This window comes from Williamsia maris (genome assembly GCF_024171815.1).
Lineage (GTDB): Bacteria > Actinomycetota > Actinomycetes > Mycobacteriales > Mycobacteriaceae > Williamsia_A > Williamsia_A maris.
The window spans coordinates 1,265,510-1,287,436 of sequence record NZ_JAMTCJ010000001.1; the positions used below are offsets into that span (position 1 = coordinate 1,265,510).

The window sequence follows — 21,927 nt, forward strand, 5'->3', positions numbered from 1 at the left end:
CACCATATGTCAGCGCAGAACCGCGTCGACCACCAACTCCGCCACTTGCTCGTCGGTCATCGAGCTCCCGGGGATCAACATGTGCGAATACACGATGCGCACCATGAACTCTGACGCTGCGCGCGCGTTGGGTCGCAGGGCGGCCGCGAGTTCCGGCTGGGCGTCGAGGTCGGGTAGGCACCGGGTGACGATCACGTCGACCAGAGTGGTGTCGGTGGTCCGGTCGTCGCCGCTGGCCACCAGCGTCGACACCAGTTCCGCGGGCTCGTTGCGCAGCAGATACTGCAACGCCTCGTGGTCCCGGATGTATCCGAGCACCCGCACGATCAGGGTGGTGATCTTCTCCCGCGGGTCGTCGACCGTGCCGATCCACGTGTCGATCTTGTCGTGCAGCACCGACACCTCGCGGTCGACGATGGCGGCCAGCAGTTCGTCGCGGCCGCCGAACACGCGGTAGGCCGTGGCCCGGCCGACCCCGGCGTGACGTGCGACCGACGTCAGGTTCAGTGCCTGCGCACCGAAGCGCGACACCACCGACACGGCGACGTCGACCAGACGTTCACGCTCCATGCGACGACGGTAGGCGATCGTCGCCGATCAGCCCGACACGGGCGAACTATCCAGGTCGACGACGGGTGTGGGCGCGACCTTCGGTCGGCGCCTGCTCCATGCGACGCCGCCCAGGCACAGCGCTCCGCCGACGAGGCCGATCGCGGTGGGCACCTCCCCGAGCGTGGCCCACGACAGCAGGATCGCGATGGCAGGGACCACCAGCGTCGTCGCCGCCATCTTCCCGGCGTCGGTCCGCGTGAGCGCATACGCCCAGGTGGTGAATGCGATCGCCGTCGGGCCGACACCGAGGAAGACGACACCGACGATCGCGCCCACGGGCGCATCGACGACCTCGCGCGCGGCCTGCGGCGCGAACGGGATGGTCGCGACGAGGCCGGCCAGGCACCCCACCCAGGTGGCGGTGACCGCGTCGACCGTCTTGAGCGCCACCTTCTGCATCAGCACACCCGCCGCGTAGAGCACCGCGGTGATCAGGCCGAGCACGACGCCGAGCATGTCGTTGGACCCGCCTCCGCTGCCCCCGAACGCGATGAGCAGGACGCCGGCGAAGGCGACCACCATGCCGATCACGAGCGGACGCGGAAAACCCTCACCCATGAACAGTCCGGCGAAGACGGCGACGAGGATCGGCGCGAAATTGACCAGGAGAGCGGCGGTTCCGGCGTCGAGATGTCGTTCGGCCCAGTTGAGCAGCACGGTGTAGGCGCCGAACCACAGCAGGCCGTAGCCGATCACCAATCCGAGCGCGCGTCCGCGCGGCAGTGGCCTGCGGAAGCGGAGCGCGATCACGGCGAGCCCGATGAACCCGACCAGCAGTCGGCCGAAGGCCAGCGCACCGGGCGAGAAGTGCTCGCCGACCGACCGGATCACGACGAACGACGATGCCCACAGCAGCACGGTGGTCAGCGCGGCCAGAAGAGCGAGGTTCACACGGTCGGTCACGCGCTGCATGATGCCCTTTCGTCGGTGTTCGTCGATCACAGCATCCCGCCCCTGACCGCAGTGGATCCGGCGGCTTTCGGACATGAGGCTGCCTGCACCGTGAGATAAGCACAAGCTGTTTGTTCTTGATGATGATTAAGTGCAGCTGTAGCGTCTGTCGGCATGATCGATGTGCACCGCCTCCGCGTGTTCCGGGCCGTGGTCGCCGACGGGTCGATCGCCGGCGCCGCCTCCGGACTCGGCTACACCTCGTCGGCCATCAGCCAACACGTCACCGCTCTTCAACGCGAGACCGGCCTGACGCTGCTCGAACGGCGGGGCCGCGGCCTCGTGCCCACGGAGGCCGGTCGCATCCTCGCCGAGCGCAGTGCGGTGGTGTTCGAGCGTCTGGCCGACGTCGAGGCGTTGATCGGCGATCTCCGACACGGCCGGGTCGGGACGTTGTCGGTGAGCTACTTCTCGTCTGCGGGCGCCGCATGGATCCCACCGATCGTCGCGGCACTCACCCGTGAGTTCCCGAAGCTCCGGCTGGACCTGCGATTGATCGAACTGCGCACCGAGGGCGCCGATCCTCCCGACGTCGAGATCGTCGTCGACGGGCCGGAGTCGTCTGATGTCACCGGTTACCGGACGTATCCGCTGCTGTCGGACCCCTACTTTGCGGTCGTCCCGCGGACGAACCCATTGGCCGGCCGAGCGTCGGTCGAGCTCGGCGAGCTCCGCGACGAGGCGTGGGTCGACAACGACGTGGCCCGCGGCCCGTGTCGTCAGGTGTTGCTCGACGCCTGTGCCGCAGCCGGTTTCACCCCGAGCTTCGGGGTCGAGACGCAGGACTATCCGACCGCGATCCGCTTCGTCGCCGAGGGGGTGGGCATCACGGTGCTCGCCGAACTCGGCCTCGGCACGCTCCCCGACGCCGTCGTCGCGATCCCGGTCACCGATCCCACGCCGACGCGTCGGATCTCGGTGCGTGTGCGCGAGGTGGTCGCCGACAACCCGGCGGTGGTGCGAGCACTCGAACTGCTGCGCGCACGGGCCGACGTCGGCCGCTCGGAAGCCGTCAGCTCGGGATGATGTTGCTCGACGTCAGGTCGGGGACAGTCGCGTATTCGTGCGACTCGTCGTCCCGGGTGACGAGGAACGCGGTCAACATGACCATCGACCACGTCGACAGCACGAAGGCTTGGATGATGACGAGCAACGGAACGATCGACATGGGTACTCCCGGGGGACGCGGGGCACGAGGCCCCAGGGATCCACACTGACCCACGAACGGTACGAAGCTCCCACCGTAGGTGTGCCGGACAGCCCGTGTCGACCAGACGTACCCCCGGTGTGAGCAGGTCGACAGTGCCCCTGAGCAGGTGCTCAGGGGCGGTCGACGACCGGACAGGTCAGACCGAGAGCTTGCGCAGACGCGGCTCGAGGTCGGACTGGAAGTTGGTGAGGAAGCGCTGCTGGTCGTGTCCGGGGGCGTGGAACACGAGGTGGTTCAGGCCGGCGTCGGTGTACTGCTTGACCGCCTCGACGGCCTCGTCCGGGTCGGAGGCGACGATCCAGCGCTTGGCGACCTGCTCGATCGGCAGCTCGTCGGCGAGACGTTCCATCTCCGTCGAGCTGTTCACGCTGTGCTTCTGCTCCTGCGTCAACGACAGCGGCGCCCAGAACCTGGTGTTCTCCAGGGCGAGGTCCGGGTCCGGATCGTAGGAGATCTTGATCTCGATCATCTTGTCGATCTCGGCGACGTCGCGCTCGGCCTTCTCGGCGCCCTCGGCGACCGCGGGCAGCAGTTTGTCGGTGTAGAGCTCCATGCCCTTGCCGGAGGTGCAGATGAAGCCGTCACCGGAGCGACCGGCGTAGCGGGCGACCACCGGGCCACCGGCCGCGACGTACACCGGGACTGGCTTTGCGGGGATGTCGTACATGTAGGCGCCCTGGGTCGTGTAGTACTCGCCCTCGAAGTCGACCTGCTCGCCGGTCCACAGTTCACGCATCAGCTTGATGGCCTCGCGCAGCCGGGCGAAACGCTCCTTGAACTCGGGCCATTCGCCCTGGAATCCGGTGGCGTACTCGTTGAGCGCCTCGCCGGTCCCGACGCCGAGCATGATCCGCTCGGGGTAGAGGCAGCTCATCGACGCGAACGCCTGCGCGATCACCGCGGGGTTGTAGCGGAAGGTCGGGGTCATCACCGACGTACCGATCTGGACGCGCTTGGTGCGCTCACCGACAGCCGCCATCCAGGTCAGCGAGAAGGGGGCGTGACCACCGTTGTGCCGCCAGGGCTGGAAGTGGTCGCTGACCGCGACCGAGTCCATACCGTGCTCCTCGGCCGATACCGCGATCTCCACCAGCTCACGCGGATCGAACTGCTCCGCCGACGCCTTGTATCCGAGTTTCAGTTGCTGTGCCACTGCTCTTCTCCTACCCAGGTAGATCGCGCTTGGGGTGATCTGTCTCGCTCTACTTCCAACCTAGCGCCGTGTGTCGGCGCCGATCAGACCGGTAGTGGGAGATCGAGTCGGAAGACGGCGCCGAACGGTCCGACACCGCGCTGCGCGGTGTCGACCAGGACCAGGTCGCCGCCGTGCGATCGGGCGAGGCCCCGCGCGACCGCGAGGCCGAGACCTGATCCTCCCGACCGCCGATCACGTGAGTCGTCCAGGCGGACCATCCGCTCGAAGATCCGCTCGCGATCGGCCGTGGCGACACCGGGGCCGGTGTCGGCGACCTCCAGGTGCGCCCAGCCCGGTGTCGAGTACACCGACGCGGCGACGCTGCCGCCGGATGGAGCTGCCTGACAGGCGTTGTCGACGAGGTTGGCCACCACCTGGCTGATGCGACCGGCGTCGGCGACGAGGGGTACCGGATCGCCCCGGACGGTGACCTCGATGTCGGGATGGATCACCGCTACCCGCGCGACCTGATCGGCGACCAACGACAGCAGTTCGGTGGGCGATGGACTGAGCGTCAACCCGGCGTCGATACGGGCCATGTCGACCATGTCGTCGACGAGCCGCCCGGCGCGTCGGGTCTCCTGGACGAGCAGCACACACAGCTGTTCTCGCTCGTCGATCGGTGTGTCGCGATCCTGCTGGAGCAGTGTCTCGGCGATGGCCTGCACCCCGGTGATGGGGGTACGCAGTTCGTGCGCGGCGTCGGCAACGAAGCGCCGCACCGACTGCTGCGCCGAACGCTCGCGCGCTTCTGCGCCTTCCAGGGAGTCGAGCATGTCGTCGAACGCCACTGCGGTGCGGCCCAACTCGGTGTCGCGACGTTGCGGCGACAAGCGCTCACCGCGGTGGCCGCCTGCGATCGACCGGGCCAGGGCGGTCATCGCGTCGAGGGGCGCCAACGCATAGCGGACACCGACGAGCAACAGCACCGCGGTGACCACGAGGGCACACAGTCCGGTGATGGCCATCCCCCACAGCAACCGGCTCTGCACACTGTCGAGTAGGCGGTTGTCCACCGAGAGAGTCACTTCCGCGCCCCGCGCCCACGCACGGGTTCCACGGAGTGTGATCACTCGCCGCGCCTCGCTCTCCGACGGCGGCAGCGGTTTGCCCACCACGGTGCCGTCAGCCAGGGTCAGCTGGGCGCGCACGGAACGTCCGTCGATTCGCGCGATGAACCCCTCGGGAGTGGCCGCGGTGCGTGCGAGTTGGCGGGCGTAGGTGGCGCGGTCGGCGAGGAGGTTGTCGACATCGCGGTGTGCGGCCACGGTGAACAACGTTCCGGCGATGGCGATCACGGCCATCAGGACAACGGTGAGAACGGCAACGGCGATCACCGTGACCCGCGTACGCAGTGACCGGGTCCTGAGATGTGCCGACGGCGTGCTCATGACGGCACATCCGTGGGCCGCGCACTGTCGAGGGTGTAGCCGAGTCCACGTTCGGTGTGCAGCAGACGAGGTCCGTGCTCCTCGAGTTTGCGGCGCAGAGCACTGACGTGGACCTCGACGAGGTTGGGATCGTAGTGCTCGTACCCCCATACCGCCGTGAGGATCTGGGTCTTGGTCAGAACCCGACTCCGACGCTGGGCCAAGAAGCAGAGCATCCGGAACTCGGTTGCCGTCACCGAGATCGAGACGCCTGCCCGCCGTACCACCGCCGCGTCCGGATCGATGATCAGATCGTCGATGTGCATGGTCGACGCGGAGCGTCCCCGCCGACGCAGGACGGCGTTGACCCGCGCCACCAGCTCGGCCATCTCGAACGGTTTGACGATGTAGTCGTCGGCCCCCTCGGTGAGACCGTGTAGGCGATCGGCGACGGCATCGCGCGCGGTGACCATCAGGATTCCGGCGTCGCTGCGGCGACGGACGACCTCCAGGAGGGCGAACCCGTCGGATCCGGGGAGCATGACGTCGAGCAGTACTGCGTCGGGTCGGAACTCGGCGATGTCGAGTTCCAGACGATCACCGTCGTCGCGCGACAGCACCGAGTGCCCGGCGCCGGTCAGGGCTGCGGCGATGGCAACGCGGATCGATGTCGAGTCCTCGATGACCAGGATCGAAGAGCCCATGGGTCGAGTGTGCCAGTGGGACCGGCGCGATCAGCCCGGCTGCGTCGTCGCGCTCGGCGTCGGGCTCGCAGGGGCGCCCGATCCGCCGGTGTTCGCGGCACGCTTGGCGACGCGAGAGGCGGAGATCGTCCCCGACTCGTTCTTCCCGACCACCGCGATGCGGTCTCCGACGACGAAATCCGACTGCTGCTGGGGCTTCTTCACGGTTCCGAAACGCGTGTTCTGCCCGACGGTGACCGTCACCGTCGTGCCGTTGCGCGCGGCGACCGTCCAGGAGGGTCCGTTCTCCGCGGTGATGGTTCCGATGGTGGCACCACGCGCTCGTCGCTGGGCGCCGTTCCGGCCCCTGTTCTGGTGCTTCTGGCCGCCGTCGGCGGAATGGACCTGACGGGAGTGGGCCGTCGTCGAGCGACCCTGGTCATCGTTGCCGGTGGCGGCCCAGCCGATGCTCCCGCCGACCACGCCGCCGATGACCAGCCCGGCGACGCCGGCGATGATCCCGGTGCGACGGGATCCGGAGAACCAGGTGCGCGATCCGCCGGTGGGGGGCGGCGGGGCGGTGTCAGCGGGTCGGGTGAAGCTCTCGGTCGGTTGCCGGTCGCTGTCCTGTGGTTCGTTCGGATGTCCCATGTCGGAGACGCTAATCGGCGTCGACACGTCGAGACTGAAGAAGCTCTGAAGGTGGAACCCCGGGCCCGCCGAGACGATATTCCCGATTCACGGCGTTTCCCCTGTCCGCGAACAGGGCTTTCTTTCGTTGACTTCAAGTTCGCTTGATGTCTTACGCTCGAACCCATGAGCATGGAATCCGTCGCGTACAACTCGCTGTACCGCACGATGAGCCGGTCGGAGAAGAAGTCGCGGCTGTCGCGTGCCGAGCGCCGCGAGACGATGCGCCGGATCGGACGGTTCGCCGCGCCGCATCGGATGCGGATCGCGATCTTCCTGGTCTTCAGCATCGTCACCGCGATCCTCACCGTCGCCACCCCGATCCTCGCGGGTCGGGTGGTCAACCAGATCACCGGGAACGGGGCGACGTCGACGATCGTCTGGCTGTCGGTGCTCATCGCGATCATCGCCCTGGTCGAGGCCGGTGTCGGACTGCTGGTGCGGTGGCTGTCGGCCACCATCGGTGAGGGCCTCATCCTCGATCTGCGGCGCAAGGTCTTCGACCATGTCCAGACGATGCCGATCGCGTTCTTCATGCGCACGCGCACCGGCGCCCTGGTCAGCCGGCTCAACAACGACGTGATCGGGGCGCAGCGCGCCTTCAGCGACACCCTGTCGGGAGTGGTGTCGAACTTCGTGACGCTGATCCTGACGATGACGGTGATGCTGTTCATCTCCTGGCAGATCACCCTCCTGGCCCTGGTGCTGTTGCCGCTCTTCGTCATCCCGGCCCGACGGATGGGCAACCGGATGGCGGCGCTGTCGCGGGAGGCCGCGGAGTACAACGCGCAGATGTCGACGCAGATGACCGAGAGGTTCTCCGCACCCGGCGCCACCCTGGTCAAGCTGTTCGGCCGCCCCGACGAGGAGTCCCGCGAGTTCGCCGCGCGCGCGGCCAATGTGCGCAGCATCGGCGTGCGCCGCGCGGTCCTGCAGTCGGTGTTCGTCACCGCGTTGACACTCGTCTCGGCGCTCGCGTTGGCGTTGGTCTACGGACTCGGCGGCTACCTCGCCGTACACGGCAACCTCAACGCCGGCGCCGTGGTGTCGCTGGCGCTGTTGCTGACCCGGATGTACGCACCACTGACCGCGCTGGCCAACGCGCGGGTCGAGATCATGAGTGCCCTGGTGAGTTTCGAGCGCGTCTTCGAGGTCACCGACCTCGTGCCGCTGATCGCCGACAAGCCCGACGCCGGCGAGGTCCCGCCCGGCCCGATCACCATGCGCTTCGACAACGTTCGCTTCGCGTACCCGTCGGCGGACAAGGTGTCGCTGGCGTCACTCGAAGAGGTCGCCCAGCTCGACAACCGCGGCGGCGTCGAGGTGATCCACGACGTCTCGTTCGAGGTCGCGGCCGGATCGATGGTCGCCCTGGTCGGCAGCTCCGGCGCGGGCAAGTCGACCATCGCCCAACTCGCGACGCGCCTCTACGACGTGGACGAGGGGTCGGTGTCGGTGAACGGTGTCGACGTCCGTGACGTCACGTCGGCGTCGCTGCACCGCAGCATCGGTCTGGTCACCCAGGACGGGCACCTCTTCCACGAGACGGTGCGCTCAAACCTGTTGCTGGCCAACCCGTCCGCCACCGAGGACGACATCTGGGCGGCGCTGCGACGCGCCCGTCTCGAGGACCTGGTGATGTCGTTGCCCGACCGTCTCGACACCGTCGTCGGCGAGCGCGGCTACCGACTCTCCGGCGGCGAGCGTCAGCGACTGACCATCGCGCGGCTGCTGCTCGCCGCACCGTCGGTGGTCATCCTCGACGAGGCGACCGCCCATCTCGACTCGACGTCGGAGGCGGCGGTGCAGGAGGCGTTGGCCGAGGCCCTGACCGGGCGGACCTCGATCGTCATCGCACACCGGTTGTCGACGGTCCGTGCGGCGCAGGAGATCCTGGTCATCGAGGACGGTCGCGTCGCCGAACGCGGCACGCACCTGACCCTGCTCGCCGCGGGCGGACGCTACTCCGAGCTGTACCGAACCCAGTTCGCCGACCAGCGTGAGGTCGCGGTCGACGCCTCGGTCACGGCCTGAGTTCGCTAGTTCGGCTTGACCAGCAGTAGTTCGACGTTGTGGTCGACCGAGGTGCCGAGACGTTTCGGGTCGTATCCGGTGTCGTTGTAGGAGAACTCGCGGTACATCGACCCCAGTCCGGTGACCGAGTGGTCGGAGTAGGCGACCTCGTACGGCGCCGCGGACTCGATCAGCGTGCAGAACACCGACAGCGTTCCGTCTTTGTTGTCGTTCACCTCGATCACCCGCGCGTTCTGCGGGAAGTCGATGTGCGACGCGGTGTTGATCTCCCAGAAGCTCTGTGCCGCAGTCCGTCCACGATGCGGGGTGATCTTGTTCTCGTGGGTGTGCCCGTTGACCCAGGCGACGACGTTCGGGAACCGGTGGAAGAAGTCGAGCAGCTGCGCGCCGGTGTTGCGGCGCTCGAACGGGTGCTCCGGATCGGGGATGGGCAGACCCATGGTGTCGCTGGTGTGGTGACTGAACGCGACGAACAGCGTGTCGTCGGCCTCGTGGGTGACGAGCTTGCCCGAACGGTCGTGGTATTTCCGCGACCCGGCGATGATCAGCTTCTCCATCCAGTCGAGCTGGACCTGGCCTATCGACCCGTCGGTGAGGCCGGCGTGGTTGGTGGTGTCCATCGAGATGCCGATGACACCGGGCGCGATCTGGAACGAGTAATAGGTGATGCCCGACTGCGGTGCGTGCGAGGCGAATCCGTGTCCGACGGGGCCGGGTCCGGTGTAGCGCGGTCGGAAGTGCTCGGCCATGTACTGCCGCGGGGTGAACGGCGCACGCCGCGCGTCGGGGGTGACGCGACGGATCGGACCGGTCTGCACCTGCTCGGCCAACACCTTCGCCACCGACCCCGGGGCCGTGTTGTACGCGGTCGCGACGCGATCGATGGCGGCCTGATTCTTCGGGACGTCGAGTTTGATGTTCCCGGTGTAGAGCGCGTCGATGAACCCGATCCCGCTGGGGACGACCCCCGAGACGCTGTCGTCGTGGTTGCCGAAGACGCTGAACCAGCGCGTGTCGAGGCCGGGACTGCTGATCGGCTTGATGCTCGACGACAGCAGGCCGGGGATCTGCGGGAAGCCCTTCTGCTTGTAGATGTCGTCGACCGACGACTCCGGCTGCCAGTACAGCGTCGATCCCCAGACCTGCACGCCCTCATAGCGGTTCAGGTCGCCGGTGGACTGCTGCAGCGACCCACCGCTGAACAGGGTCAGGAACCAGTCCAGCTCCGCGAACTCGTGGTTGTCGGTGTTGTCGCCCGTCGACACGACGCAGTCGAACGCGCGCCCGTTGAACGGGGCCGATCCTAGGGCGTTGATCCGCTCGATCAGGGTCACCGTCGCGGCAGCGCCGAGCTTCTCGTGCGGACGGAACGCCGACCCGTTCTGCGGGTGGATGAACTCGAGGCGCACCGGGCTCTCCGCGTCCACCATGTGGATGTCGGTGGTCTGCACGATCGACGCGAGTCCGATGCGGCGGTCGTCCCGGCCCGCCTTTGCCGCCGCGAGCTCGGAGCGGACGATGAGCGGCCAGCCGGCGCCTGCGGTCAGACGGCGGTACTGCCGGACACCGGTCGACGCGGGCGTACCGACGGCCTCCAGCGTGGTCCCGGCGATCGACACCGCCCGTGCACCGACCGCGGGGTCGGCGTAGGCGAGCGGCGCGGCCTTCGAGGTGGCGGCGCCCACGGCGGCAGCGGCGCCCAGGGCACCCGCGCCCTTGAACAGGGTCCGACGGTCGAACTCGGTCATCTCGGGTCTCCATCGCCGTGCAGACGGCCTCGCCTGCGTCACCACACGAACTCGTGCGCTACGAATCTTGCCTCAGTCCCGCGTCCCGGCCGCACACATCATCAACAATTCATCATCGGCAACGACCGGTCACGGGGTCTTCGCGACGCCCAGACCGGCGATGAGGACGTCGACCATGCGGAGCGGGTCGTACCGCGGATCGCTGCTCCCGCCGATACAGAGGTTGCCGACGGCCCGCATCAGCTCGAGGGGGCGCACGTCGGATCGGATCTCCTCGGCCCGCACGGCCGCGTCGAGGATGTCGGCGCACACCGGGACGAGGTTGTCGAGGAAGTAGGAGTGCAGGGTCTCGAAGGTCGGGTCGGTGGACTGCAGTGCCTCGGCCAGCCCGTGCTTGGTCACCAGGAAGTCGACGAACAGGTCGATCCAGGACGCCAGCGCCGCGTGCGGCGAGGTGTGCTGCGCCAGCAGGACCGGGCCGGCCTGTGCGCAGGCGTCCACCTGGTGCCGGTAGACGGCGACGATGAGGTCGGCGCGCGTCGGGAAGTGCCGGTAGATGGTGCCCACTCCCACCCCGGCGGCGGCGGCGATCTCGCGGACCGGCACCGCGACGCCCGAGGTGACGAAGGCCGCGGCCGCCGCGTCGAGAAGGGTCTCGGCATTGCGCCGCGCGTCGGCCCGTTTACGCGGGGTCGGGAGATCAGCATCGCCCACGGCCGCACTCTCCTCTCGACAAGCGGAACGCTGTTCCGTATGTTGGATACCGGAACAGCGTTCCGCTTCACTCACGGTATCCCAGGGAGGACCCCACATGAAGTACCGCACTCTCGGCCGCACCGGCGTCCAGGTCAGCACCCTCGCGCTCGGCGCCATGAACTTCGGAGCCATCGGCCGCACCACCCAGGACGACGCCACCGCGATCGTCGACGCCGCGCTCGACGGTGGCATCAACATCATCGACACCGCGGACATGTACAGCGGGGGCGAGTCCGAGGAGATGGTCGGCAAGGCCATCGCGGGCCGCCGCGACGACATCGTGTTGGCCACGAAGGTCTTCAACCCGATGAGCGACGAGCGCAACCACCAGGGCAGCTCGCGCCGCTGGATCGTCACCGAACTCGAGAACAGCCTGCGCCGACTCGGCGTCGACCACGTCGATCTCTATCAGATCCACCGGTGGGATCCGAGGACCAGCGACGAGGAGACCCTCTCGGCGCTGACCGACCTGCAGCGGGCGGGCAAGATCCGCTACTTCGGCTCGTCGACGTACCCCGCCTACCGCATCGTGCAGGCGGAGTGGGCCGCGCGCGAGAACCACCTGAGCCGCTTCGTCACCGAACAGCCGCCGTACTCGATCCTGCAGCGCGGCATCGAGTCCCACGTACTGCCGGTCACCGAGCAGTACGGCATGGGCGTGCTGGTGTGGAGCCCGCTGGCCGGCGGGTTCCTCTCGGGTGCGATCCGCGCGGGACAGGAGAACACCTCCAACCGCGCGACGCTGATGCCGGAGCGATTCGGTCCGGACGCCCCGGCGAACAAGGCCAAGATCGAGGCCGTCGAGAAGCTCGTCACCCTGGCCGACGAGTCCGGGCTCACCCTGATCCAGCTCGCGCTCGGGTTCGTCACCGCCCATCCCGGCGTGACGAGCGCGATCATCGGACCGCGCACGCTCGAGCACCTGCACTCCCAGATCGCCGCCGGCGACACCGAGTTGTCGGCGGACGTCCTCGACGCCATCGACGAGATCGTCGCCCCCGGAGTCGATCTGGCCCCCGAGGAGAAGTTCGACACCCCGCCCGCACTGCTCGACGCCTCGCTGCGACGGCGCTGAGATCCACGCGTCCGACGTGAACGCGCGTTCACCGTTCCGACGCGCGCCCAGATTGACGCGCGCCTGAACGGAAGACGCGCGTTCACGCCGCTAGGAGCTGATGCGCGCCTGGGCCACGAGTTCGGCGGCCTTGGCCAGCGTCAGCCCCTTGTCGGCACGTCGGAGCGTGCGGATCTGGGTGAGCTCACCGTGGATCGGTTCGATGACCGCACGCACCTCGTCGACGGTCCAGTCGCGCGGCTTGGGCGTCGGCTTGAGTCGGACGAACACGACCCCCAGGTTCACCGCGATGACGATGATGCCGATGGCGAGCCACGCCCACCGCTTCTCGTCCCACCAGCCGACCATCAGATAACCGACGCAGCCGATCAGGATGATCGACCCGATCAGGGTCAGGATCTTCGAGAACGTGCGCATGCCCTGCTCCATGGGCGCCAGCTTAACGAATGCCGTTTTGTCCGATGCTCAGCGGAAGGCGTCGCGACCGGTCAGCGCCTTGCCGACGGTCAGCTGGTGCATCTCGCTGGTGCCCTCGTACGTGAGCACCGACTCCAGGTTGTTGATGTGGCGGATCACCGGGTAGTCCAGGGTGATGCCGTTGGCGCCCAACAGGGTCCGACACTCGCGGGCGATCTGGATGGATTCGCGCACGTTGTTGAGCTTGCCGAGACTGATCTGCTCGGGGCGCAGCGAGCCGGCGTCCTTGATCCGGCCCAGGTGCAGCGCGAGCAGCTGTCCCTTGCCGAGCTCGAGCGCCATGTCGGCGAGCTTGGCCTGCGTGAGCTGGTAGCCCGAGAGCGGCTTGTCGAACACCTCGCGCTCGGCGGTGTAGGAGATCGCGGTCTCCAGGCAGTCGCGGGCGGCGCCGAGCGAACCGAACACGATGCCGAACCGCGCCTCGTTGAGGCAGCTCAGCGGCCCCTTGAGTCCCTGCACACCGGGCAGCATGGCCGACTCGGGCAAGCGGACGTCCTCGAGGACGAGTTCGGAGGTGACCGATGCGCGCAGCGACAACTTCCGCTTGATCTCCGGCGCGCTGAACCCGGGGGTGTCGGTGGGGATGACGAAGCCACGGATGCCGCGGGCACCCTCGTCGAGGTCGGTGCGCGCCCACACCACGGCGACGTCGGCGACCGATCCGTTGGTGATCCACATCTTCGACCCGTTGAGCACCCAGTCGTCGCCGTCGCGCTTGGCGCCGGTCCGCATGCCACCGGGGTTGGAGCCGTAGTCGGCCTCGGTGAGACCGAAGCAACCGATGGCCTCGCCCGCGGCCATCTTCGGAAGCCATTCGTTCTTGTGATCCTCGCTGCCGAACGCGTGGATGGCGAACATCGCCAGCGATCCCTGCACGGAGACGAAGCTGCGCAGGCCGCTGTCGACGGCCTCGAGTTCCAGGCAGGCCAGACCGTAGGTGGTCGCCGACGTGCCCGCGCAGCCGTAGCCCTCGAGGTGCATGCCGAACAGACCGAGCGCTCCGAGTTCCGGGGCCAGTTCCCGGACCGGGAAGTTCGCGTCCTCGAACCACTCGGACACCTGCGGCCGCAACCGCTCGTCACCGAATTTGCGCACGGTGTCGCGGATCTCGCGTTCCTCGCTGTCGAGCAGACCGTCGAGAGCGAACAGTTCGGACACCGATTGGCTGGCCATGTACGTGACTCCTTCACTTGTGCGACAGATGCGTCGCGTCGCGTTCTCCACACTATCCCCGGCGGGAAGGGAGGACGATGGACATGGTGAACCGACAATCGAACCCCGGCGATCGCGAATCCAAGCCCTGCGAGGTGTGCGGACGTCCCTTCACCAACCGCAAGCGGTGGAGCGGTCGCGGTCAGTGGGACGAGGTCCGCTACTGCTCACAGAGGTGCCGCGGCGAGGCCCGCCGGATCCGACGGGCCGCCGAGCGCGGGTGAACGCTCAGCCGGTCCTGCCGTGGAGCGCCTCGGCGTCGAGGTCGTCGTCCTTGGCCGCCTGCAGCGCCGACTTCACGAACCGACTGGCCAAGGCGATGGCCTCGAGCGTCTCGGGGTGCTTGCCCGAGATCGCCGGGAACGCGTGGATCTGCCAGGCGAAGCTGTGCGCGACCGCGGTGCCACCGTGCGCGTCGATCGACTCGACGAGCTCGATGATGTCGGGCTCGAGCATCTCGTCCTGCGCGCTGGTGAACAGTGCGGGCGGGAAGGTCCTCGGCGGCATCTCGGCGATGCGACGTACGCCGTCCAGCTCGATGGGGCCCTGGTCGAACAGCGGCGCCAGCTCGGCCATCTTCGACATCGGCAGGTAGGCGTCGCTCCGACTGCTGCGGTCCGGGTTGGCGGCGAGGTCGAGGTCGAGCAACGGCGAGAACCCGACGTAGGCCGCCGGCGGTGTCAGGTCGTCGCGCAGCGCGTACTCGGTGATCTTCGCGGCGAGGAAGCCACCTGCCGAGTCGCCGGCGACCACGACGTGCCGGTAGCCGCGCTCGAGGAGCAGCTCACGGTAGGCGTAGTACGCGTCGTGGACCGACGTGCCGACACCCGCCTCGGGCAGCTGACGGTACGCCTGCGAGAACACCGGGAGGCCCGTTCCACGCGACATCCGCGCGGCGACGAGTCGATGGGTCGCGAGACCGCAGGTGATGAAAGCGCCCCCGTGGAGATAGAGGACGGCGGTGTCGGAGTCGCGGCGGCTGGGTCCCGCGGGGACGGCGAGTTCCACCGGCCGGCCCGCCAGCTCGATCTGCTCGCGGACGACCCCCCGGGGCTTGGGTCCGCGGGCGGCGGCGCGGTCGACGAGGTACAGCAACTTCATCCCGGACGGGGACAGTGGCCAAACCTTGAGCAACGGCCTGATGAACAGTCGGGAACCGAACCACATCGGTCGCGATCCACGGCTCGGGCGGTTGTGCGTGATCACCGGCATCGAATACCTCCTCCGGTGCTTTGTCGACTGGGGTGCGACCGCCGGTTTCTTGTCGGTACGCGCCACGTCGGACGGCAGGTCCTGGCGATGAAGTGCGCCATTGGTTGATGGACCTACATCGAATGTAAAGGAAACTTACTTCACAGTCTCGCCCCCGATCCGCGTTTTGCTCCATCCGAAGGGGGCCTTCGGTGGGCGACCTCACCACCTGTGCGCAGTCGAGAGCTGCAACACTGACACCGTCCAAATGCCGCATGATCGCTTCTCGTCCGCCGTCGAACCGCGCGGAGAAAGGACGTCGGTGACCACCCCGATTCCGCCGCAGTACCTCCTGTCCTCGCAGGCTGGAGCACCGCGAACGCTCATCGACATCCTCGCCGAGACCGCGCAGAGGCACCCCCAGGCACCGGCGATCGACGACGGCGACGTCGCGTTGAGTTATTCCGAGCTGTCCGAGGCGGTCGTCGAGGGTGGTCGGTGGCTGACCGGTCAGAAGATCGGTCGCGGCGACCGGGTCGGCATCCGGATGCCGTCGGGCTCTCGCGAGCTCTATCTCGCGATCCTCTCGGTGCTCTCCGCGGGTGCGGCCTACGTCCCGGTCGATGTGGACGACCCCGACGAGCGTGCCGATCTGGTGTTCGGCGAGGCGCAGGTCGCCGCCGTCATCGACGCGACCGGACTGCACCGGACGCCTGCGGTCCGCGAGCGCGACGCCGACGACACCGCGCAGACCCCCACCCCCGACGACGACGCGTGGATCATCTTCACCTCCGGGTCCACCGGCACACCCAAGGGCGTCGCGGTCACCCATCGCAACGCGGCGGCGTTCGTCGACGCCGAGGCCGACCTGTTCCTGCTCGACGAGCCGATCGGGCCCGGCGACCGCGTGCTGGCCGGGTTGTCGGTCGCCTTCGACGCCTCGTGCGAGGAGATGTGGCTCGCCTGGCGCCACGGCGGCTGCCTCGTCCCCGCGCCCCGAGCGCTCGTCCGCAGCGGCATGGACCTCGGTCCGTGGTTGGTCTCGCGCGACATCACGGTCGTCTCGACGGTCCCGACTCTGGCGTCGCTGTGGCCGGCCGAGGCACTCGAGGCGGTCCGTCTGCTCATCTTCGGCGGCGAGGCCTGCCCGCCCGAACTCGGCGAACGCCTCTCCGTGCCCGGGCGCGAGGTGTGGAACACCTACGGACCCACCGAGGCCACCGTCGTCGCGTGCGCGGCGTTGCTGACCGGCGAGTCCCCCGTCCGCATCGGCCTACCGCTCAAGGGCTGGGACCTGGCGGTCGTCGATCCCGCGGGCAACCCCGTCGCAGAGGGCGAGACCGGGGAGCTCGTGATCGGCGGCGTCGGACTGGCCCGTTACCTCGACCCGGCCAAGGACGCCGAGAAGTACTCGGCGATGCCGACTCTCGGCTGGGACCGCGCCTACCGCAGCGGTGACCTCGTCCGCCTCGACGCGGCGGGTCTGGTGTTCGCCGGCCGTGCCGACGACCAGGTCAAGGTCGGTGGCCGTCGCATCGAACTCGGCGAGATCGACAACGCGCTGCAGAACCTCGCCGGCGTGGGCGGGGCCGCGGCCGCGGTCCGCAAGACCGCGGCGGGCAACTCGGTGCTCGTCGGATACCTCGTGTCCACCGACCCCGCGTTCGACATCGCCGCCGCGCACGCCGCCCTCGTCGCACAGCTGCCCGCGGCGCTCGTCCCGCGCCTCGCACTCGTCGACGAACTGCCCGCGAAGGTCTCGGGCAAGGTCGACCGCAACGCGCTGCCGTGGCCGCTGCCGGGGTCGACCGGCGACGGCGAACCGAATGATCTCGGCGCCACCGAGCAATGGGTGGCCGACAAGTGGACCGCGGTACTCGGGGTGACCATCGTCGACCCGGACGCCGACTTCTTCAGCGAGGGCGGGAGTTCGCTCGGCGCAGCACAACTGGTGACCGGTCTGCGGGAGCGCTATCCCGAGGTGACCGTCGCTGATCTCTACGACCACCCCCGCCTGGGGTCTCTGGCGCAGATGCTCGACGACCTCAACCCGGGCATCATCGCCGAACCCCGCGAGGTGGCCCCGACACCGCGCCTCGCCGGCCTCATCCAGGTCGCGCTCGCCGTGCCGCTGACCACGCTGACCGGACTGCAGTGGGCCACCTGGCTCGGGGTCGCCAACAACATCGCCGCGACGTTCTCCGACGCACCCTGGCTCATCACGGTGAACTGGTGGATCCTGCTCGCCGCGTTCGTCGTCTTCATCACCCCGCCCGGACGCATGGTGATCGCCGCCGTGGGATGTCGGACGTTGCTCGGCGGGGTCTCCCCCGGCAGCTACCCGCGCGGCGGCTCGGTGCACCTGCGGCTGTGGTTGGCCGAACGTCTCACCGAGGCCAGTGGTGCCGCCAACCTCGCCGGCGCGCCCTGGATGATCTACTTCGCGCGCTCCCTGGGCGCCGACATCGGCCACGGCGTCGACCTGCACACATTGCCGCCGGTCACCGGCATGATCTCGCTGGGCGACCAGTGTTCGGTGGAGCCCGAGGTGGATCTCGCGGGCTGGTGGATCGACGGCGACGTCGTGCACATCGGCGACATCGAGATCGCCGAGCGCGCCACCATCGGCGCCCGCTCGACACTGCTGCCCGGCGCCCGCGTCGGTCGTGACGCCGTCGTGGCCCCGGGGTCGGCCGTCATGGGACGGGTCAAGGCGCGCCAGCACTGGGCGGGTTCACCGGCGGTCAAGACCGGTAAGGCGACCACGCCGTGGCCCGCCGAACGCCCGCCGCGACGCAGCCGGTGGGTGCCCATCTACGGCATCACCTCCATCGCCCTCGCCGGGATCCCGCTGGTGTCGCTGGCGGCCGGGCTGGCCGTGATCGGGTCGTGGGCTGCCGACGCCGACCGACTGCGGTCGGTGGCCCTGCGCTCGCTCGCCCTGCTGCCCGCGGCGACGGTCGTCTCGCTGGTCGTCTTCGCCGCCATCACCGCGATCGGCGTCCGACTGCTGTCGCTCGGGATGGTCCAGGGCTACCACCCGGTCCGTTCCCGCGTGGGCTGGCAGATCTGGGCGACCGAGCGGCTGATGGACTCCGCACGCACCTTCCTGTTCCCGCTGTATGCGAGCCTGCTGACGCCGGGGTGGTTCCGACTGCTCGGCGCCGACATCGGCAAGGGCACCGAGATCAGCACCGCGCTCGTGATCCCGAAGTTCACCTCGGTGGGCGACGGCGCGTTCCTCGCCGACGACACCATGGTCGGTTCCTACGAACTCGGCGGCGGCTGGATGCACATCGACGAGGCGAAGATCGGCAAGCGCGCGTTCCTCGGCAACTCGGGGATGACCGGTCCCGGCCGCAAGGTCCCGAAGAACAGCCTCGTCGCCGTCCTCTCGGCCACGCCGAGCAAGGCCAAGGCCGGGTCGAGCTGGTTGGGCAGCCCGCCGGTACGTCTGCGCCGTACCGCCGCCAACTCCGACACCACCCGAACCTTCGACCCGCCGACGAGGTTGAAAGTCGCCCGTGCGGTCGTGGAGACGATGCGCCTGATCCCGGTGATGATCACCTTCGGCCTGGGCCTGTTCGTGCTGATCGGTCTGCAGTACATCGCGTCGCGTTCGCAGTACTGGGTGGCGGCGCTGGTGAGCGGGCTGGTCCTGCTGGTGGCCGGTGCCATCGCCTGTTGCGTGGCCGCGGCGGCGAAGTGGTTGGTGGTGGGACGCATCGAGGTGGGCGAGCACCCGCTGTGGAGTTCGTTCATCTGGCGCAACGAGCTGTCGGATGCGTTCGTCGAGACCGTCGCCGCGCCGTGGTTCGCCAACGCCGCGACCGGCACCCCGATCCTCAACGTGTGGCTGCGGCTGCTCGGTGCACGGATCGGCAAGGGCGTCTGGTGTGAGACCTACTGGCTCCCCGAGGCCGACCTCGTCACCCTCGGCGACGGCGCGACCGTGCAGCGCGGGTGCGTGGTGCAGACCCATCTGTTCCACGACCGAGTGATGGCCATGGACCGGGTCACCCTCGGCGCGGGCGCGACCCTCGGACCGCACTGCGTCGCGCTCCCGGCGGCCGGCCTCGGCGAGGCGGCGACCGTCGGGCCCGCGTCACTGGTCATGCGTGGCGATGTCGTCCCGGACTACACCCGGTGGCAGGGCAACCCGATCGCGCCGTGGACGCGCACCGACGCGTGAGGTCAGACCTCGCGCCTACCGCGTCGTCGGCCGGTCACGAAGCCGTCCACACCTGTCCGTCCGGTGTCGGCCAGGCCCACCGCGACCAAGGCCGCGATCAGTGCGAGCGGGAACTCGTAGCCGCCGTCGAAGTTCCAGAAGCCCTTGTCGGCGTGGACGGTGACGATCGCACCGATCATGTCGATGATGAGCAGGATCGACACCAGCGGCGTCAGGATGCCCACGATCAGCAGGATGCCGCCGACGAACTCGACCCAGGTCGCGTAGTGGGCGCTGAACTCCGGGAACGGCACGTCCATGGCGCGAAAACCCGCCTCGGTCTTGTCGATACCGTTCGTGTGCAGCTTCTGCCATCCGTGCATGATGAAGATGAACCCGAGGATCACTCGCGCCACCAACGACGTGAAACTTCTCGATGTACCCATGAGGTGTCCTTCCCGACGACTGCGCCCGACATGTCCGGTCCGCTCGAACGCTACCGGCTGCGCCGCCGGGTGACGCCGAACCCGGCCGATCCGCGGGCCGGTGGTCCGGCGGGTAACCTCGTACCACCACAATCGAACCGACGAGATGACGTGCGCGACTGGAGGATGGGTGCCGAGTAGGACTGGCAAAGGTGCGCGCGATTCGGACACCGGGACGGGTCCCCTGCTCGGCGACCCCGACGACGGTCTCGATCCGTACCTGCCGAAGAACGGCAACCTCGGTTATCGCGTGAGCCGCTATGACCTCGACCTCGAGTACAAGGTGGCCAGCAACCGGTTGGCGGGCACGGCCACCATCACCGCCACCGCGATCAACACGCTGGGTCGGTTCAGCCTCGACCTCGCGACGTCGCTGTCGGTGTCGCGGGTGTCGGTCAACGGCAAGCGGGCCTCCCGCTACAGCCAGCGCACCAACAAACTCTCCGTCACCCCGGCCGACTCACTGCCCCCGGGCGGGGCGATGACCGTCGTCGTGAAGTACTCCGGGTCGCCCAAGCCGATCCGCGGACCGTGGGGCGAGGTCGGGTGGGAGGAACTCACCGAGGGTGCGCTATGCGCCAGCCAGCCCAACGGCGCCGCGTCGTGGTTCCCCTGCGACGATCACCCCAGCTCCAAGGCGAGCTACCGCATCGCGATCACCACCGAGTCGCCGTATCTGGCGGTGGCCAACGGAACGCTGCAGCGCAAACGCACCAAGGCCGGTTCGACGACGTGGATCTACGAGCAGGTCGAACCGATGGCCACCTACCTGGCGACCATCCAGATCGGCCCCTACGTGCAGACGACGCTCGCGACCCGGCCGGTCAAGATCAAAGCCGTTCTGCCCGAACGACTCAAGACCAACTTCGCCTCCGATTTCGCCCGCCAGAAGGACATGGTGTCGGCGTTCAGCGAGATGTTCGGTCCCTACCCGTTCCCGGCGTACACGGTCGTCGTCACCGACGACAACCTCGAGATCCCCATCGAGGCCCAGGGCCTGTCCACGTTCGGCGCCAACCACTGCGACGGCACCGGCCGCTCCGAACGTCTCGTCGCCCACGAGTTGGCCCACCAGTGGTTCGGCAACTCGCTCACGCTGGCACGGTGGGCCGACATCTGGCTGCACGAGGGCTTCGCCTGCTACAGCGAGTGGCTGTGGTCGGAGCACTCCGGCGGACAGTCAGCGGACTCACTCGCCCGCTACCACCATCGCCAGTTGTCCAGTGCACGACAGGATCTCGAGGTCGGCGATCCGGGCCCGGACTCGATGTTCGACGACCGGGTCTACAAGCGCGGCGCACTCACTCTGCACGCACTACGGGTGAGCGTCGGCGACGACGAGTTCTTCGAGCTCCTCAAGGAATGGACACGCGAGTACCGCTACAGCTCGGTGTCGACCGACGACTTCACCGCGCTGGCCGCTCGGCACAGCGAGGAATCGCTCAACCGGCTGTGGCAGCAGTGGCTCCACGAGAAGCCGCTGCCGCCCTTCCCCGTGGCCGGCTGAGCGAGTCGTCCCTGGGTCAGGCGCGCTCGTCGGGGACGACGTGCACGGCGGCCTCCTCGGCCGACGCCGCGGCACCGTCGAATCCGATGTCCTCGGCCGTCTCCTGGCTCGACAGGTGCGCATCGACGCCCTCGTCGGGTGCGAGCAACCGGCCGGACCGTTCGTCGCCGACCTCGTTGTCGTACTCATCGATGTCGTCGGGGACACCGTCGGGGTCGGGCGCCGGCGGATCGTCGTGCAGGTTGATCTGCGCGGCCGGGTCCGGCTCCTCCTCGGCGAGGTGCTCGTCGAGCGATTCACCCTCGCGCTGGTCCTCGGCCGTCACGCCGTATCGCATTGCCTTGCTGGGCTTCTCCGGCGGGGAGTAGCCCTCGTCGAGGACGTCTTCCACCCCTCGATCGTCGAGCGTGTCCCCAGGCTGCAGTTGGTCGTCGGAGTCGAGGCTGTACTCGCCGTCCGAACCTTCGGGTGTGCTGTCGACGTCGTCACTCATCTCTCCACCCTAACCATGACGGTCGGGGGCGGTTGCCTGCGGCGGGGCAGGGCGCAATAGTCGACCC

Annotated in this window: 20 protein-coding genes; 6 read left to right on the top strand and 14 right to left on the bottom strand. The window is 68.4% G+C overall.

The window, feature by feature from the left end:
- Nucleotides 1-9: 9 nt before the first annotated feature.
- The gene (locus tag LX13_RS06035) at nt 10-570 is read right to left on the bottom strand and encodes a TetR/AcrR family transcriptional regulator (protein ID WP_253660364.1); all 561 of its coding nucleotides are present in this window, start codon (nt 568-570) and stop codon (nt 10-12) included.
- A 27-nt stretch (nt 571-597) separates the two neighbouring features.
- Entirely contained in the window at nt 598-1,515 is a 918-nt protein-coding gene (locus tag LX13_RS06040) for a DMT family transporter (RefSeq protein WP_253660365.1), read from the bottom strand.
- 162 nt (nt 1,516-1,677) lie between these two features.
- On the opposite strand from LX13_RS06040, the gene LX13_RS06045 reads away from it, so the two are divergent.
- Nucleotides 1,678-2,589, top strand: a complete 912-nt coding sequence (locus tag LX13_RS06045; RefSeq protein ID WP_253660366.1) for a LysR family transcriptional regulator — start codon at nt 1,678-1,680, stop codon at nt 2,587-2,589.
- Here the strand turns inward: LX13_RS06045 and LX13_RS06050 are convergent.
- The 5 genes from LX13_RS06050 to LX13_RS06070 all read right to left on the bottom strand — a co-directional run bounded on the left by LX13_RS06050 (nt 2,576) and on the right by LX13_RS06070 (nt 6,672).
- The gene (locus LX13_RS06050) at nt 2,576-2,731 is read right to left on the bottom strand and encodes a hypothetical protein (protein ID WP_253660367.1); all 156 of its coding nucleotides are present in this window, start codon (nt 2,729-2,731) and stop codon (nt 2,576-2,578) included. The genes LX13_RS06045 and LX13_RS06050 overlap by 14 nt on opposite strands.
- 178 nt (nt 2,732-2,909) lie before the next feature.
- Nucleotides 2,910-3,926, bottom strand: a complete 1,017-nt coding sequence (gene fgd, locus LX13_RS06055; protein WP_253660368.1) for a glucose-6-phosphate dehydrogenase (coenzyme-F420) — start codon at nt 3,924-3,926, stop codon at nt 2,910-2,912.
- 83 nt (nt 3,927-4,009) lie between these two features.
- Entirely contained in the window at nt 4,010-5,359 is a 1,350-nt protein-coding gene (locus LX13_RS06060; protein WP_253660369.1) for a sensor histidine kinase, read from the bottom strand.
- A complete protein-coding gene (locus LX13_RS06065) occupies nt 5,356-6,042 on the bottom strand; it encodes a response regulator transcription factor (protein ID WP_253660370.1) in 687 nt (228 codons plus the stop codon). Before LX13_RS06065 ends, LX13_RS06060 begins: the two co-directional genes overlap by 4 nt.
- Nucleotides 6,043-6,072: 30 nt before the next feature.
- Nucleotides 6,073-6,672 carry a hypothetical protein gene (locus LX13_RS06070; RefSeq protein WP_253660371.1) on the bottom strand — a complete coding sequence of 200 codons (600 nt, stop codon included), beginning with the start codon at nt 6,670-6,672 and terminating at the stop codon, nt 6,073-6,075.
- A gap of 165 nt (nt 6,673-6,837) precedes the next feature.
- Between LX13_RS06070 and LX13_RS06075 the strand changes: the two genes are divergently transcribed.
- Nucleotides 6,838-8,745: an ABC transporter ATP-binding protein gene (locus LX13_RS06075; protein ID WP_253660372.1), complete on the top strand. Its 1,908-nt coding sequence runs from the start codon at nt 6,838-6,840 to the stop codon at nt 8,743-8,745.
- A gap of 5 nt (nt 8,746-8,750) precedes the next feature.
- Here the strand turns inward: LX13_RS06075 and LX13_RS06080 are convergent, their stop codons facing one another.
- Complete coding sequence (locus tag LX13_RS06080; protein WP_253660373.1) at nt 8,751-10,493, bottom strand: TIGR03767 family metallophosphoesterase; 1,743 nt, start codon at nt 10,491-10,493, stop codon at nt 8,751-8,753.
- A 129-nt stretch (nt 10,494-10,622) separates the two neighbouring features.
- Nucleotides 10,623-11,207, bottom strand: coding sequence for a TetR/AcrR family transcriptional regulator (locus LX13_RS06085; RefSeq protein WP_253660374.1), 585 nt, complete (start codon nt 11,205-11,207; stop codon nt 10,623-10,625).
- 97 nt (nt 11,208-11,304) lie between these two features.
- Here LX13_RS06085 and LX13_RS06090 point away from each other — a divergent pair, with 97 nt between their 5' ends.
- Complete coding sequence (locus tag LX13_RS06090; RefSeq protein ID WP_253660375.1) at nt 11,305-12,324, top strand: aldo/keto reductase; 1,020 nt, start codon at nt 11,305-11,307, stop codon at nt 12,322-12,324.
- A gap of 90 nt (nt 12,325-12,414) precedes the next feature.
- On the opposite strand, the gene LX13_RS06095 is transcribed toward LX13_RS06090, so the two are convergent.
- Together LX13_RS06095 and LX13_RS06100 are read right to left on the bottom strand one after the other, a co-directional pair.
- A complete protein-coding gene (locus LX13_RS06095; RefSeq protein WP_253660376.1) occupies nt 12,415-12,741 on the bottom strand; it encodes a hypothetical protein in 327 nt (108 codons plus the stop codon).
- 48 nt (nt 12,742-12,789) lie between these two features.
- The gene (locus LX13_RS06100) at nt 12,790-13,974 is read right to left on the bottom strand and encodes an acyl-CoA dehydrogenase family protein (protein ID WP_253660377.1); all 1,185 of its coding nucleotides are present in this window, start codon (nt 13,972-13,974) and stop codon (nt 12,790-12,792) included.
- 83 nt (nt 13,975-14,057) lie between these two features.
- Between LX13_RS06100 and LX13_RS06105 the strand changes: the two genes are divergently transcribed.
- Entirely contained in the window at nt 14,058-14,237 is a 180-nt protein-coding gene (locus tag LX13_RS06105) for a DUF2256 domain-containing protein (protein WP_253660378.1), read from the top strand.
- Nucleotides 14,238-14,241: 4 nt separating this feature from the next.
- Here LX13_RS06105 and LX13_RS06110 read toward each other — a convergent pair whose 3' ends face one another.
- Nucleotides 14,242-15,225, bottom strand: coding sequence for an alpha/beta hydrolase (locus LX13_RS06110; RefSeq protein WP_253660379.1), 984 nt, complete (start codon nt 15,223-15,225; stop codon nt 14,242-14,244).
- Between the two features lie 247 nt (nt 15,226-15,472).
- Between LX13_RS06110 and LX13_RS06115 the strand changes: the two genes are divergently transcribed.
- Nucleotides 15,473-19,396: a Pls/PosA family non-ribosomal peptide synthetase gene (locus tag LX13_RS06115; RefSeq protein ID WP_253660380.1), complete on the top strand. Its 3,924-nt coding sequence runs from the start codon at nt 15,473-15,475 to the stop codon at nt 19,394-19,396.
- Between the two features lie 2 nt (nt 19,397-19,398).
- Here LX13_RS06115 and LX13_RS06120 read toward each other — a convergent pair whose 3' ends face one another.
- Nucleotides 19,399-19,821, bottom strand: coding sequence for a DoxX family protein (locus LX13_RS06120; RefSeq protein WP_253660381.1), 423 nt, complete (start codon nt 19,819-19,821; stop codon nt 19,399-19,401).
- 169 nt (nt 19,822-19,990) lie between these two features.
- Here LX13_RS06120 and LX13_RS06125 point away from each other — a divergent pair, with 169 nt between their 5' ends.
- A complete protein-coding gene (locus LX13_RS06125) occupies nt 19,991-21,367 on the top strand; it encodes a M1 family metallopeptidase (protein ID WP_253660382.1) in 1,377 nt (458 codons plus the stop codon).
- Between the two features lie 16 nt (nt 21,368-21,383).
- Here LX13_RS06125 and LX13_RS06130 read toward each other — a convergent pair whose 3' ends face one another.
- Nucleotides 21,384-21,860 carry a DUF5709 domain-containing protein gene (locus LX13_RS06130; protein WP_253660383.1) on the bottom strand — a complete coding sequence of 159 codons (477 nt, stop codon included), beginning with the start codon at nt 21,858-21,860 and terminating at the stop codon, nt 21,384-21,386.
- Nucleotides 21,861-21,927 lie beyond the last annotated feature (67 nt).